Source organism: Citrobacter sp. Marseille-Q5395 (genome assembly GCF_947057495.1).
Taxonomy (GTDB): Bacteria; Pseudomonadota; Gammaproteobacteria; order Enterobacterales; family Enterobacteriaceae; genus Citrobacter; species Citrobacter murliniae.
In genome coordinates, this window is the sequence record NZ_CAMSEL010000030.1 from 26,250 (window position 1) to 38,877 (window position 12,628).

General features: G+C 50.7%; 21 protein-coding genes. 19 read left to right on the forward strand and 2 right to left on the reverse strand.

Annotated features, from left to right (window positions below):
• Nucleotides 1-21 precede the first annotated feature (21 nt).
• From OH663_RS23945 to OH663_RS23975, 7 genes are all read left to right on the forward strand, one after another.
• Nucleotides 22-981 carry a YbgA family protein gene (locus OH663_RS23945; RefSeq protein ID WP_047357956.1) on the forward strand — a complete coding sequence of 320 codons (960 nt, stop codon included), beginning with the start codon at nt 22-24 and terminating at the stop codon, nt 979-981.
• A 229-nt stretch (nt 982-1,210) separates the two neighbouring features.
• Nucleotides 1,211-1,444, forward strand: a complete 234-nt coding sequence (locus OH663_RS23950) for a DinI-like family protein (RefSeq protein ID WP_032943871.1) — start codon at nt 1,211-1,213, stop codon at nt 1,442-1,444.
• Between the two features lie 43 nt (nt 1,445-1,487).
• A complete protein-coding gene (locus OH663_RS23955) occupies nt 1,488-1,733 on the forward strand; it encodes a hypothetical protein (RefSeq protein WP_048221170.1) in 246 nt (81 codons plus the stop codon).
• Between the two features lie 128 nt (nt 1,734-1,861).
• Complete coding sequence (locus OH663_RS23960; RefSeq protein WP_048221172.1) at nt 1,862-2,062, forward strand: hypothetical protein; 201 nt, start codon at nt 1,862-1,864, stop codon at nt 2,060-2,062.
• A gap of 2 nt (nt 2,063-2,064) precedes the next feature.
• A complete protein-coding gene (locus OH663_RS23965) occupies nt 2,065-2,424 on the forward strand; it encodes a RusA family crossover junction endodeoxyribonuclease (protein WP_048221174.1) in 360 nt (119 codons plus the stop codon).
• Nucleotides 2,421-3,461, forward strand: coding sequence for a DUF968 domain-containing protein (locus OH663_RS23970; protein WP_048221175.1), 1,041 nt, complete (start codon nt 2,421-2,423; stop codon nt 3,459-3,461). Before OH663_RS23965 ends, OH663_RS23970 begins: the two co-directional genes overlap by 4 nt.
• Before the next feature lie 13 nt (nt 3,462-3,474).
• A complete protein-coding gene (locus OH663_RS23975; RefSeq protein WP_048221176.1) occupies nt 3,475-4,080 on the forward strand; it encodes a hypothetical protein in 606 nt (201 codons plus the stop codon).
• Between the two features lie 311 nt (nt 4,081-4,391).
• On the opposite strand, the gene OH663_RS23980 is transcribed toward OH663_RS23975, so the two are convergent.
• Nucleotides 4,392-4,766, reverse strand: coding sequence for a FlxA-like family protein (locus tag OH663_RS23980; protein ID WP_048221177.1), 375 nt, complete (start codon nt 4,764-4,766; stop codon nt 4,392-4,394).
• A gap of 144 nt (nt 4,767-4,910) precedes the next feature.
• On the opposite strand from OH663_RS23980, the gene OH663_RS23985 reads away from it, so the two are divergent.
• Nucleotides 4,911-5,099, forward strand: coding sequence for a hypothetical protein (locus OH663_RS23985; protein ID WP_048221178.1), 189 nt, complete (start codon nt 4,911-4,913; stop codon nt 5,097-5,099).
• A 439-nt stretch (nt 5,100-5,538) separates the two neighbouring features.
• Here OH663_RS23985 and uspF read toward each other — a convergent pair whose 3' ends face one another.
• On the reverse strand, nt 5,539-5,973 hold the full coding sequence (uspF, locus tag OH663_RS23990; protein WP_048221179.1) for a universal stress protein UspF: 435 nt from the start codon (nt 5,971-5,973) through the stop codon (nt 5,539-5,541).
• 363 nt (nt 5,974-6,336) lie between these two features.
• Here uspF and OH663_RS23995 point away from each other — a divergent pair, with 363 nt between their 5' ends.
• The 11 genes from OH663_RS23995 to OH663_RS24045 form a co-directional block, all read left to right on the forward strand.
• A complete protein-coding gene (locus tag OH663_RS23995) occupies nt 6,337-6,723 on the forward strand; it encodes a phage holin family protein (RefSeq protein WP_048221181.1) in 387 nt (128 codons plus the stop codon).
• A complete protein-coding gene (locus OH663_RS24000) occupies nt 6,710-6,991 on the forward strand; it encodes a phage holin family protein (RefSeq protein ID WP_072161082.1) in 282 nt (93 codons plus the stop codon). Before OH663_RS23995 ends, OH663_RS24000 begins: the two co-directional genes overlap by 14 nt.
• Nucleotides 6,991-7,620: a glycoside hydrolase family 19 protein gene (locus OH663_RS24005; RefSeq protein ID WP_053389963.1), complete on the forward strand. Its 630-nt coding sequence runs from the start codon at nt 6,991-6,993 to the stop codon at nt 7,618-7,620. The genes OH663_RS24000 and OH663_RS24005 overlap by 1 nt, the downstream gene beginning before the upstream one ends.
• Before the next feature lie 7 nt (nt 7,621-7,627).
• The gene (locus OH663_RS24010) at nt 7,628-7,903 is read left to right on the forward strand and encodes a hypothetical protein (RefSeq protein WP_048221183.1); all 276 of its coding nucleotides are present in this window, start codon (nt 7,628-7,630) and stop codon (nt 7,901-7,903) included.
• Nucleotides 7,848-8,057, forward strand: a complete 210-nt coding sequence (locus OH663_RS24015) for a hypothetical protein (RefSeq protein ID WP_072161081.1) — start codon at nt 7,848-7,850, stop codon at nt 8,055-8,057. The genes OH663_RS24010 and OH663_RS24015 overlap by 56 nt, the downstream gene beginning before the upstream one ends.
• On the forward strand, nt 8,035-8,265 hold the full coding sequence (locus OH663_RS24020; protein ID WP_048221184.1) for a hypothetical protein: 231 nt from the start codon (nt 8,035-8,037) through the stop codon (nt 8,263-8,265). Before OH663_RS24015 ends, OH663_RS24020 begins: the two co-directional genes overlap by 23 nt.
• A gap of 123 nt (nt 8,266-8,388) precedes the next feature.
• On the forward strand, nt 8,389-8,553 hold the full coding sequence (locus OH663_RS24025) for a YnfU family zinc-binding protein (protein ID WP_219725564.1): 165 nt from the start codon (nt 8,389-8,391) through the stop codon (nt 8,551-8,553).
• 242 nt (nt 8,554-8,795) lie between these two features.
• Nucleotides 8,796-9,299 (forward strand): DUF1441 family protein, encoded by a 504-nt coding sequence (locus tag OH663_RS24030; RefSeq protein WP_048221185.1) that lies wholly within the window; start codon nt 8,796-8,798, stop codon nt 9,297-9,299.
• 3 nt (nt 9,300-9,302) lie between these two features.
• The gene (locus OH663_RS24035) at nt 9,303-11,420 is read left to right on the forward strand and encodes a phage terminase large subunit family protein (protein ID WP_263525896.1); all 2,118 of its coding nucleotides are present in this window, start codon (nt 9,303-9,305) and stop codon (nt 11,418-11,420) included.
• Complete coding sequence (locus tag OH663_RS24040; protein WP_048221188.1) at nt 11,417-11,632, forward strand: hypothetical protein; 216 nt, start codon at nt 11,417-11,419, stop codon at nt 11,630-11,632. The genes OH663_RS24035 and OH663_RS24040 overlap by 4 nt, the downstream gene beginning before the upstream one ends.
• Nucleotides 11,633-11,640: 8 nt before the next feature.
• Nucleotides 11,641-12,628 (forward strand): phage portal protein (locus OH663_RS24045; RefSeq protein ID WP_263525897.1); only part of this gene is annotated, 988 nt, incomplete at its 3' end.

Below are 12,628 nucleotides of genomic sequence, written 5' to 3' on the forward strand. Positions count from 1 at the left end.
TGAATTAACGAGGGTATCGATATGAACACTCAACCAGCTATCGGGATTAGCGGATGCTTGACCGGAACAGCTGTGCGGTTCGACGGCGGCCATAAACGAATGGGGTTTGCGATGGATGAACTGGCTCAGTGGGTAACTTTCAAGCCTGTCTGTCCGGAGATGTCCATTGGTTTATCTGTTCCCCGCCCAGCATTGCGCCTGGTTCAAACCAATGAAGGTTATATTCGCATGCGTTTTAGTCACGAGCCTGGTGAGGATATAACTGACAAAATGACTGAATTCACAACTCCATATATCCGAGGGCTTAGCACCTTGTCTGGCTTTATTGTCTGTGCCAAATCACCGAGTTGCGGTATGGAGAGAGTGAGGTTGTATGACGAAATGGGAAATCGTGGGCGGAAAGAAGGCACGGGCCTTTTTACTGGTGCGTTAATGGAAGCATATCCGTGGTTGCCGGTTGAGGAAGATGGACGTTTGCACGATCCGGTACTGAGGGAGAATTTTGTCGAGCGCATCTTTGCTCTCAATGAACTTAACATCTTAAGGGCTAATGGCCTTACGCGTCATGGGATACTTAGTTTCCATAGTCGCTATAAGCTCCAGCTTTTGGCTCATAACCAAGCAGGCTATCGTGAAATTGGGCCTTTTGTTGCTTCGATGCATGAGTGGAATGATTTGGAAGCATTTTTTGTTCTTTACCGAGAAAAGTTAATGGCAATCCTCAAGAAGCCGTCCTCACGGAAAAACCATACCAACGTGTTGATGCACATCCAGGGATACTTCCGTAACCAGTTGAATACACGTCAGCGCGGAGAACTGCGTGACGTTATTCTCAACTATAGCAGTGGACTCTTGCCGATACTCGCTCCACTTACTTTGCTAAAGCACTATCTGGCTGAATATCCAGATCGCTATTTGCTTACTCAGAACTATTTTGACCCCTACCCGAATGATTTAGCCCTACGCCTGATGGTTAATTAGTTTTTGAATACAGCCTTTAAACTATTTAATCTCTGGATCTTTAACCCGCTCCGGCGGGTTTTTTCTTATCTATACAGTGTTGCCACTCAGATTTAGTGAATCCCTAATGCTAGGAAAAGCTCAGTGTATACAACGGCATGGCTTTGGCAAAAAGTGCTATTAACCACTTGAATATGAGATTCAATAGGTATACTGTATTAATGTACAGTATTTTGATGTAGAGGGAATTATGAAGGTAGAACTTACGATCAACAAATCAAAAGACCTGCCGCGCGGAGCCATACCCGCACTTGAGAAAGAGCTGCTTAAGCGACTTCAGAATCAATATGGAAATTGTTCTCTAGTTATCCGCACGGCTGGCGGTGATAGCTTGACAGTTTTTGGTGGCGATAAGGGCGATAAAACGAAGGTGGAGGAAATCCTCCAGGAGACCTGGGAAAGCGCTGACGACTGGTTTTATTAGTTTTTTGGGTATTACTTTATCCCGATTGCATGGGGGAGTTTAAGTGAAAGAAAAAGTAGAATTGCCCAAAAAAGGCTACGCAGTCATCAGATGTCACGATGGAGTCATCGTTGCCAGGCTGCAATCATTTCCTGAGTGTGAGCGCGCCCTGATGTATCGTCGCGGTAGCATGGTGTCTTTCATGCCTCTTCAGGATAATGAAATTATTGGTACACCTACGTTGTTTACTCAGATGCTGGAAAGGGCTGGTTATCGCGTTACTCAGAATTCTGTTACACTCCCGTCATAGGCCTGAACAACCTATACCTGCTGCGCCACAGGAGAAAAGCCCATGGCGCAAGATCAATTCAAGCAATCCCACATACTGACGTTAACTAACGCCAGCGATTTTCTTTTTACCGCATCCAGAGGTGCGTTATGAAGAAAAGCTGGTTTCAACATACCCAACTCACCACTGAGCAGGCTGACGAACTGGAAGCCCGCTATCACGCAAAGCAGATTAAGACCGAGCGTAGTCTGGATAATGACTTCGTTCATTGGACGATCAGCGCGTTCTTGCCAGAAGTATCTAAGCCTCCGCGTCAGGACAGAACCTGGCAACAACGGATCTGGAGGTGAATGTGAAAGTCTACGATATCACCCCAATGGGCAAGCCCAGGATGACTCGCGCTGATAAATGGAAAAAGCGCCCCGAGGTTCTGCGTTACCGGGCTTTCTGTGATGAAGTTCATCTGCAGGGTGTTGAGCTGCCGGAAAGCGGTTCGCATGTCACCTTCATTCTTCCTATGCCAGCGAGTTGGAGCAATAAGAAACGGACTGAGTTCAACGGTAAACCACACCAGACAAAACCTGATTTTGACAACATGATGAAAGCTCTGATGGATGCCATTTACGAAGATGACGCTCACATCTGGGATTCACGCGTCACAAAATTATGGGGAGAGAAGGGACAAATAATTATCGGAGAGATTGCAGAATGAGGGCGCTGCTGAAGCCAGTGGTTGCGCGTGAGCTTGGAATTGTGCTGCTCAAGCCGGGCAGTAAGCTGATGTCATTATTCAGTTGTGAACGTGTGCTGGTGGAAAGCCAGCCGGCAGGTATGGAACGGTTGCCTGCTGGCCGTGTTCCTGACGTTCGCCAGCCGCTTGCGTGTGACGAGTCGCTGCGACCGTTCTTCCTGGATGAAAAAGTTATTAAGGTTGCTGGTGGTTTGAGTGGCCTTGATTACTGGCTTCTGCGTTATGGCGGTAGCTGCTGCCAGTGGCCACACAGCGATTACCATTATCACGAGTTAACCACTCTGCGTCATGAACCCGGATCGGTTCTTCTGTGTGGACATTGTGATAACCATTTGCGTGACCATTACAGCGAACAACTTGCAGAGCTGGCGAGATGTAATGTTATTAGCTGGATTATCAACAGCATCATGGTGGCACTGAATCAGGATCCTTCCAGAGAACTGTCGCTGGCGGAGCTATGCTGGTGGGCGGTGCGTATGGGGGTTACCGACGCAATTCCCGAATCAGTAGCCAGTCGGGCGCTTCGTATTCCTTCGGAAGATCATCAGTCAGTCATGCATGAATGCGACGTCGAGCCGGGTGTAACCGCCACCAGCATCATTACAGCCAAAGCCAGCACAGTAACCGTGAACATGCCACCAGCGCAGGTGCCTGAGGTTAAGCCTGTAGTTGGTGTTCTGGTCGACCCTGAGTCCCCGCAAACCTATATGAAACGTCCAAAGCGTATCCGTTGGACGGCCCCCCGATATCTGGAATGGATTAAAACACAGCCCTGCGAATGCTGCGGCAAACCATCCGATGACCCACACCATTTAATTGGCTGGGGGCAGGGAGGTATGGCAACGAAGGCGCATGATATTTTCGCGATCCCTTTGTGTCGTCAGTGCCATACAGAACTACATAACGACCCGGTGAAGTTTGAGCGAAAGCATGTACCTCAGCCGGTAATGATTATCAGAGTGCTGGACCGGGCTTACGGGCTCGGTGTTCTGGCGTAAGGAGAAAAACAGGATGACACCACGTCAACGCCGCAATCATTTTGAAGCACTTGGTAAAGCAGCATCTGCGCCGCGTAAAAGTTGGCTCGGTAAATGTATCCTCCTGACGGGGATCCAGTCCGGATGGATTAAATCCCTGCTCACTACCTGGGGGGAAGGTGTGGGAGGAAAAACTGCTCCTCGTTTGCCGCGAGGACATGCGTGTTGGAATGTGCTTAAGGGACGGAACTGGTCAGATAAGGCACTCGAGCGATTCACCGTTGCGTTAAATCAGGCGAGAGAAGAGGGATTCCGTGGACAGCAGGCAATGAACAGGGCACACAGCATTCTCTGGCCCCAGTCACCCGCCAGTGTAATTGACGAGGCCCTGCATAGTGACGATGTCGATTTTGTTGAGCAATGCGTACTGCAGGCGCTGGATATAAACGATCCGGTTTATGTTGTTGGTCTTCAGTATTACACCACCCGAAAAAAAGTCTCAGACATAACCCGGGAACTGCAGGCGATTGCGCCATGGCTGACACAAGAAAAGGCCAGAGAGCGAGTGAAGTGGTGTTTACAGATTTTCAGAGCAAAGGTGTTCTTGTCAGCGAAAGCACTTTTGGAAAGCAAGGAATAATATTTTTGCTTTTTTGTGCTGTTTTTTGTGTCTGGTATTGAAAACTACCCAGAAAGTTAGATAATCCATTCATGCTTGGCAGAGCTGCGCCACGATGGCAGCGACGAAAAGCGAACAATTTGAATATAACGAGAACCCCGCCAGCGCGGGGTTTTTGCTTTCCGGCGATACGACAGGGGTATTCGCGAGGTGTATTACACCAGTACCCCTGTCATATCGCCGTGCTGAATCGTTAACTTGAAAACAAGTTCTCACAACGCTCCAGTGCTTTTTCGTTTTTAACTCAAAGGAAAAATGGTTGGGGGTAGCTGCTAAACGTAGACATCAATATTTTTAGTATTATTCCCTGCAACGTTCGAACCTGATTTGTCACTTACCGTAGGTAATGCTCCCGATACCATTTGGTTTTTTTCTGCTTCTTGTTTTTGTAATTGAGCAATTTTTGCGTATATAGACTCGATTTGCCTTTGAATCATTTCCATCTGCTGTTTAAGCAGTTTTGCCTCATCTTCGGAAGTTACTTCATTTATTTTTGAACCCATGGCGCTGAGCTCTTTTGTCAACTCACCAATTTGTTTTTTCAGGTTTTGAATTTGTTGTGAAACAGAGTTGCCAGTACTTGAAGGTGCTTGTTTTACTGTGCTTTGCAGTATGTCCTGACTCAAAGTGCTAACTGTCATACTCATGGTGGTTCCTCCGGGCTTACATTTATTACCCATTATCGTCATCTTTCGAAATTACTTTATTAGCAAAGGTTAAGTTGTGGCTTCCTGCACCACAGCATTATTTGTACCACTCTAAACTATCTGCTGAGTATCGCGGAGGAGCTTATGAAAGAAGGTTACTACTGGATTCAGCATGTCGGTGTTGTACAGGTGGCGTACTACACGAATGACACTGTTGATGATCTGGAAACGGGTAAAACAATCACAGGTGTCTGGCATCTGACCAGAGGCGATGACATTTGTCATAACGGTGAAGCAGAGGTGTTTGAAGGTCCTCTTACTCCACCTATATAAACAACCGCACTTACTTCGAGGCAGCCGCATGGTGGCCTTTTCCATTTCGGGCTCACGGGTATCACTCTCTACGTGCTTTGTTGATAAATCAAGCCCGTGAAGTCTGATCCTTTTAGAATAATAGTGCTGTTTGATTGCAGGTTTTTCTTATTGGTTCTAAAGTTATAGAGCATCTAGTAAAAGCTCTCGTTTTGACGTAATTGTGATGAATCCCCCTAAGCGGAGGGGTGAAACTGACAGTAAACAAAGTCATGGAATGACATGCTTAGTGCACACGGGTCATGGTTTGTCAGCCAAAGGTCCACCGGGAGGCACCCGGCATCACGTTAATCAAAATACTTCTTTTCAGGCCCACTCCATGGAATGGGCCTTTTTCTTGCATTTTGATAGTGTAATTCTAGCTAACGGAATGTCATCTAAGCGCGTGGCGATTCATTTCTTATCGAACTACAAGTACAGGGCAACCAGCGTGTCGGACAACGGCGGCTGCATTCGATCCTAAGAGGTAGGTTGAAATGTCTGGACGATGTGAGGCAATAATGATTAAGTCAGCATCGATTGATTTAGCGAGATTAAGTATTTGATCCTTTGGTGACCCAGCGGCTGCATGTGTTTGGGTTTTTCCCGCAGGGATTTTGAATTGCTTCACGATTTCATCCAGTTTCAATAATGCAGCGTGCTGAATGTCTTTTAATTTTGGCATTTCTGCTGAATATGCCAGACCTAAAGATGAGTAATAAGGCAATGTGGGAACTACTGTTAGAAAATGTACTTTAGCAGTATTTAATACAGAATGAGCCTGAACATAGGGGATAACTTGCCGTGTTAAGTCAGTCTCAGAAACATCAATTGGTACTAAAATAGAGTTGTACATTTTAGCCATCCTGTTTGTTTTTTGTTCGGCAGGAAGTTTAGTATCTGGGACAAAAAAAAATGTGTCTTGGCTGGCAAAACTTACGAATTGGTACCTTCATACTATTTGCGCTTTCAATCTAATGATTCTGGGGGGCAGGATTCATTATGTAGGTATTGTTCAAGTATCAGAGTTGCTTAAGACTCCACTTACTCCATCAATGTAACAACCGTATTCATTTCGAGGCTGCCGCATGGCGGCCTTTTTCATATCAGGCTCACGGGAATCATCCGCTACGTGCTTTGTTGACAAATCCAGCCCGTGAAGCCTGAACCTATTTCCCCTCATTCCTGAGAGGACTCACAGCAATTAAGAGGGGGCTAAATGTCCGATCCGATTTCCGGTACTGGGCTGGCTGGTGGTGTCCTGACGGGGGCCAGCGTCTATGGATTTCTTTCCGGAACCGATTACGGCGTGGTATTTGGCGCATTTGCCGGGGCTGTATTTTATATAGCAACGGCTGCGGACCTTAGCGCAGCACGTCGGCTGGCGTATTTTGTCGTGTCCTACATTGCCGGGATCATCTGCTCAGGGCTGGTTGGTTCAAAGCTGGCTGACTGGACTGGTTACAGTGATAAGCCTCTGGACGCTATCGGAGCCGTAATCGTTTCTGCTTTAGCTGTCAAAATCCTGACGTTTCTGAATAACCAGGATGTCGACTCGCTGGTGGCGCTGATAACGCGCCGGGGAGGTTCAGGTGGTACTAAATGACCCGTCAGCAACTGTTAACGCGCTGCTCTGCGCAGGGGTGGTAATAACCCTGATGTTCTACCGCCGGGGTGATTCCCGGCATCGTCCGTGGGTATCGCGTCTGGCATGGTTGATCACTGTGACTTACAGTGCAGTGCCACTGGCCTATCTGTGCGGCATTTACCCTCATTCTTCATGGGCCACGATTGGGGCCAACATCATTTTCCTGTCCGTGCTGGTGGCCGTCAGAGGCAACGTTGCACGTCTGGTTGATCATCTGAGGCACTAATGAATCAACAACAATTTCAGCAGGCGGCTGGTATAAGCGCCGGATTAGCTGCGCGCTGGTTTCCGCACATTGATGCAGCAATGAAGGAGTTTGGCATCACTGCGCCGCTCGATCATGCGATGTTCATCGCGCAGATGGGGCATGAGTCCGGCGGGTATGAAAAGCTGGTGGAAAGCCTGAACTACGCAGCCGATCGTCTTGTTCCCGTATTCGGCAAGCACCGTATCACGGCACAGCAGGCTGCCGCGCTCGGCAGAACGGCAACGCAATCGGCAAATCAGAAAGCGATTGCTAACCTGGTTTATGGCGGCGAGTGGGGCAAAAAGAACCTGGGCAACCAGGTTGCCGGTGACGGGTGGAAATATCGCGGGCGCGGGCTGAAGCAAATCACAGGGTTAAGCAACTATCGCAAATGCGGTCTGGCGCTAAAACTTGATCTGGTTACGCAGCCGGAATTGCTGGAACAGGACGAAAATGCAGCGCGTTCCGCAGCGTGGTTCTTTGCCACCAGCGGATGCCTTGTGTATTCCGGCGATGTGGAACGTATCACGATCATCATCAACGGCGGTAAAAACGGTCTTGATGACCGCCGTCGTCGGTTCAATCTGGCAAAAGCCGTGCTGGTGTGAGGCTGCTATGGGAATTGAAATGATTATCGGGCTGGCCGCAGCGGTGATTGCCGTTATCGCTGGTGCTTTTGGTTTCGGCCATGCGCGCGGCACCAGTAAAGCGGAAGCCAAAGCAGACAAGCAGCGCACCGAAGAGAACGCAGCGGCGACCGTTGCGGTGGCAGAACGTAAAGCTGAAGTCACTAAAGAGGCCAGTAATGCCCAGCAGACTGTTAATCACATGCCTGATGACGACGTTGATCGTGAGCTGCGCGAACAATTCTCCCGCCCCGGTGGTGGTTGATACTGCGTGCAGTTGGGTGCGCATCATCTACCTGACTGACCACGATATCGATGTGCTGGATAAGCAGACGAAGCGCGACATCCTGGCGCATAACAAATCAGTGCAGGTTAACTGCAAGAAGGAGTCTGCCCGTGAACGCAGAGAACCTAAGTGAAGCGTATTACATCAATAACGAGATAAAAGAACTACAGCGGCTGAAAGGTATACTGGAAAGTGGTGCCGGGCTTGGTGTGACAATCCAGTCCGCCTATCAAGATAATGCCTTTCTTGAGGCTATACGCCCACATGCAGTGGCCGAACTTGACCGCCGTATTGAGGGAAAGAAAGCCGTGTTGGTTAATTTGGGTATCTCCTTCTCCTGATGTCACAGGCATTTAGTGAATGCCTGTGACAAAGCTAAATGGCATCAAGCATGCGATGATGATTGGTTAATAATTGAGCTATGCATGGTATAATAAACCCCATTCATTGAAAGGTTAACCACCATGTCATTTTTCGATTATGCAATGCAGCGTGTTGGGCTTGCAGCCAATATGACTGTCATGTGCCCGATATGCGGACATAAATCCATACACTCGACCACGAAAGTACGCCAGCAACAGGCGTTACTTTGCCCTAAATGTAAATCGCTGTTTGTCATTCACAGGTAGTGGGTCGCGATACAAATAACCCTAGGCCTCGCAATAGCGGGGCTTTTTTATGCACTCAAATGACAATATTTCTCATTTTCAAAAGGTACTCCTGGCGATTCTGAACACCGAGGGGGCGAGGACACGCGGAAAACGGCTAGTTTTTTGCATTTTATGGGTTTCATCATCATCCATTTAACCTCTTGATATTTCAGTCCTGATAATTTTCAGGATGTCGAAATGCCTATTTTTTGTTCACCATCATGGATAACGAACTGAAAAATTTCCGGCTGAACATCAATCAGCTGGCAGCCATCACCGATCTGCACCGCCAGACGGTCGCGAGCAAGCTCGCAAATGTTCAGCCGGCACCAGGCAGCAATCCGAAACTCAAGCTTTATGCCGTCACCGATATTCTTCGGGAACTGCTGACGCGCTCCACAGCACCGGACCTGGTGGACGTTGACAAAATGCTTCCACCTGATCGTAAAGCGTGGTTTCAGTCTGAGCGAGAACGGCTCAAGTTTCAGCAGGAAACAGGTGAGCTTATCCCTGCATCAGAAGCGACCAGAGAGTTTTCCTCCATGGCAAAAGCAATGGTTCAGGTGCTGGAGACGTTACCCGACATTCTTGAACGAGATTGCGCAATGACGCCCTCTGCGGTTGTCAGGGTGCAGCAGGTTATTGACGATCTGCGCGATCAGATAGCCCTCAAAGTTGAGCAGGCCGACTCACCGGAACAGGAGGATACGCCAGAAGAGGAGTAAGTCATGCGACAGGCCACGGCAGCGGAAGTCAGGCGTAACGCTTCCGCCATTCTCAAAGCCCCGCGCCGTATGCCTGTGGCTGAGGCGGTTCAAAAATTTATGCGCGTACCCATGGGGGCCGGTAACTCTGTACCGTGGGACCCTGCCGTCGCCCCTTATGTGATTGAGCCGATGAACTGCCTCGCGATGCGTGAATACGATGCGGTGGTGTTTGTTGGTCCAGCCCGAACAGGGAAAACCATCGGTCTGGTCGATGGCTGGGTTGTGTACAACATCGTCTGCGACCCGTCCGATATGCTGGTCGTACAGATGACGGAAGAGAAAGCGCGTGAACACTCCAAAAAACGTCTTGCCAGAACATTTCGTGTCAGCCCGGAAGTGGCAAAGCGGCTGAGCCCGTTACGCAACGACAACAACGTGCATGACAGGACCTTCCTTGCCGGGAACTATCTGAAGATTGGCTGGCCCTCCATCAACATCATGTCCTCGTCAGATTTTAAATGTGTGGCGCTCACGGATTATGACCGCTTCCCTGAGGACATTGACGGCGAGGGTGACGGTTTTACTCTGGCCTCCAAACGTACCACGACGTTTATGTCCGCAGGGATGATCCTGGTGGAGTGTTCGCCGGGCCGGGACATCCGTGACAGCAAATGGCGCCGCAAGTCTCCCCATGAAGCGCCACCAACGACAGGCGCGCTTTCTTTGTACAACCGTGGCGATCGCCGTCGGTGGTACTGGCCGTGCCCGCATTGTGGTGAATATTTTCAGCCGGAAATGTCGGCCATGACCGGCTACCGCGAAGAGCCAGACCCGGTAATAGCTAGTGAGGCGGCCCATCTGCTTTGCCCGCATTGCAACGGCATTATCACGGCAGACAAAAAACGCGAGCTGAACGGGGTGGGAGTCTGGTTGCGTGAAGGTCAGAGTATTGACCGTGACGGCAATATTTCCGGTGAGCCACGGCGATCTCGCATTGCATCTTTCTGGATGGAAGGCCCGGCAGCCGCGTACCAGACATGGGCACAGCTGGTGTACAAACTGCTGACCGCTGAGCAGGAGTATGAAGCGACCGGCAGCGAAGAAACCCTTAAGGCGGTGATCAATACCGACTGGGGGCTGCCTTACCTGCCGCGCTCTGCCAGCGAACAGCGACGCGCCGATGCGCTGATGCTTCGCGCGGAGGATTACGGTAAACGGCTGGTCCCGCCAAAAGTACGTTTCCTGCTGGCGGCTGTGGACGTCCAGGGCGGCAAAAAGCGCCGTTTCGTCGTGCAGATTATCGGTTATGGCGAAAACGGTGAACGCTGGCTGGTGGATCGCTACAACATCCGCCAGTCGTTGCGCTGCAATGAGCATGGTGAGGCGGAGCCGATCCACCCCGGCGCGTATCCGGAGGACTGGCAGCTGCTGGTCTCCGATGTGCTGGAAAAAACCTATGCGCTTCAGTCTGACCCGACGCGGCGTATGCCGGTGCTGGCCATGGCCGTCGACAGCGGCGGTGAGGAAGGCGTGACCGATAACGCCTATAAATTCTGGCGCCAGTGCCGCCGGGATGGCCTGGGTAAACGTGTTTACCTGGTCAAAGGCGACAGCACAAAGCGCCAGAAAATCATCACTAAAACCCATCCAAATAATACCGAACGCAGCGACCGTCGCGCCGATGCGCGTGGCGAAGTGCCGGTGTATCTGCTGCAGACCGACCTGCTCAAGGATCAGCTCAGCAACAATCTGGACCGTGAGACCCCCGGTGCGAGCTATATCCATTTTCCCGACTGGCTGGGGGAATGGTTCTACGAGGAACTGACCTACGAAGAGCGCGGCGTGGACGGCAAATGGCGCAAGCCTGGCAAGGGCGCCAACGAAGCCTTTGACCTGTTCTGCTATGCCCACGCCGTTGCGGTTCTGCGCGGCTACGAAAAAATTCGTGACTGGGAAAAACCCCCTGCATGGGCTGAGCCGCAGGATCTCAACCCAAATATTCATGAAGGGGAACGCCCCCGGGAGATAACTGTGAAAAAAACAAAACCCGTTCAGTCGCCTGTCCAGGCTGAACCTGAAAAGGGCGCCGGACTGTCCGGCAGCTGGCTGGGATCTTCCGGTAAGGGAGGCTGGCTGTGACGAAAGACGACATCTGGAGAACGCTGCTGATGGTGCGCCAGGCCTACCAGGATTCGCTGGACGGCAAGAGTATCTCCTTCACCGGCGTAAATGGCCGCGCCATTACCAACCACGACCCGAAAGCGCTGCGCGACGAGCTTGAATACTGGGAGCGTCGCTGGCGGGCGGTCAACAGCCGTGGTGGTTCGTACAAACTCGCTAACTTTCTGTAAGGCGTTCTATGGGCATTCTTGAAAGAACACTGGGGGCTATTTCCCCCGGGTGGGCAGCGGCGCGCGCGCGGGACAGACTCCGGCTTAATGCGTATGAAGCGGCCAACCCGTCACGGCTGCACAAGGCCAAAAAGCAAAGCCAGTCTGCGGACACCTCGGTATTTGCAGCAGGCCAGTCCCTGCGGGAACAGGCCCGCTGGCTCGATGAAAACCATGACCTCGTGATCGGCCTGTTTGACAAAATGGAAGACCGGGTAATTGGTGCCCACGGCATCCATGTTGAGCCTCAGCCACTCGATCTGGAGGGCAATCTCCATTCCGATTTTGCCGGGCAGCTTTCGGCACTCTGGGCGGAATGGTCGGTTCGTCCGGAAGTGACCGGGATGTTTACCCGTCCGGAAGCCGAGCGGCTTTTGTTACGTTCAGCACTGCGTGATGGTGAAGTGTTTACACAGATGGTACGGGGAAATGTAGCCGGTTTGCAGCATTCAACCCAGGTACCGTTTTCTCTAGAACTGCTGGAGGCGGATTTTGTTCCGTTTAACCTGAACAGTACCTCCGGGCAGCAGATCCGCCAGGGGATTATTGTCAATGCCTGGGGACGACCGACGGGCTACAGAGTTTATAAGAACCATCCTGCCAGTTTTGCGGGACTCAATGCTGATTTAAAAACTGTTTCGGCTGACAGCATGCTGCACCTGGCTATGCGTAAACGGCTTCACCAGTTAAGGGGGATCAGCCTCATCCATGGTGTGATCACCCGGCTCTCCGATATTAAGGATTATGAAGAGAGTGAGCGCGTGGCGGCACGTATTGCGGCGGCGCTGGGTTTCTATATCAAACGTGGGGATGCTCAGTCTCTTGATACAGAAACCGAGTTTTCAACACCGGGTGGACAGCGCCATTACGATATTGCGCCGGGGATGATTTATGACGAGCTAAAGCCAGGCGAGGATCTGGGCATGGTGGAGTCGAATCGCCCGAATGTTCATCTGT

What these genes read in the sequence shown, in the direction of transcription:
- OH663_RS23945 (WP_047357956.1), top strand. Translation starts at nt 22, where the DNA reads ATGAACACTCAACCAGCTATCGGGATTAGCGGATGCTTGACCGGAACA.
- OH663_RS23950 (WP_032943871.1), top strand. Translation starts at nt 1,211, where the DNA reads ATGAAGGTAGAACTTACGATCAACAAATCAAAAGACCTGCCGCGCGGA.
- OH663_RS23960 (WP_048221172.1), top strand. Translation starts at nt 1,862, where the DNA reads ATGAAGAAAAGCTGGTTTCAACATACCCAACTCACCACTGAGCAGGCT.
- OH663_RS23970 (WP_048221175.1), top strand. Translation starts at nt 2,421, where the DNA reads ATGAGGGCGCTGCTGAAGCCAGTGGTTGCGCGTGAGCTTGGAATTGTG.
- OH663_RS23975 (WP_048221176.1), top strand. Translation starts at nt 3,475, where the DNA reads ATGACACCACGTCAACGCCGCAATCATTTTGAAGCACTTGGTAAAGCA.
- OH663_RS23980 (WP_048221177.1), bottom strand. Translation starts at nt 4,766, where the DNA reads ATGAGTATGACAGTTAGCACTTTGAGTCAGGACATACTGCAAAGCACA.
- OH663_RS23985 (WP_048221178.1), top strand. Translation starts at nt 4,911, where the DNA reads ATGAAAGAAGGTTACTACTGGATTCAGCATGTCGGTGTTGTACAGGTG.
- uspF (WP_048221179.1), bottom strand. Translation starts at nt 5,973, where the DNA reads ATGTACAACTCTATTTTAGTACCAATTGATGTTTCTGAGACTGACTTA.
- OH663_RS23995 (WP_048221181.1), top strand. Translation starts at nt 6,337, where the DNA reads ATGTCCGATCCGATTTCCGGTACTGGGCTGGCTGGTGGTGTCCTGACG.
- OH663_RS24005 (WP_053389963.1), top strand. Translation starts at nt 6,991, where the DNA reads ATGAATCAACAACAATTTCAGCAGGCGGCTGGTATAAGCGCCGGATTA.
- OH663_RS24010 (WP_048221183.1), top strand. Translation starts at nt 7,628, where the DNA reads ATGGGAATTGAAATGATTATCGGGCTGGCCGCAGCGGTGATTGCCGTT.
- OH663_RS24015 (WP_072161081.1), top strand. Translation starts at nt 7,848, where the DNA reads ATGACGACGTTGATCGTGAGCTGCGCGAACAATTCTCCCGCCCCGGTG.
- OH663_RS24025 (WP_219725564.1), top strand. Translation starts at nt 8,389, where the DNA reads ATGTCATTTTTCGATTATGCAATGCAGCGTGTTGGGCTTGCAGCCAAT.
- OH663_RS24030 (WP_048221185.1), top strand. Translation starts at nt 8,796, where the DNA reads ATGGATAACGAACTGAAAAATTTCCGGCTGAACATCAATCAGCTGGCA.
- OH663_RS24035 (WP_263525896.1), top strand. Translation starts at nt 9,303, where the DNA reads ATGCGACAGGCCACGGCAGCGGAAGTCAGGCGTAACGCTTCCGCCATT.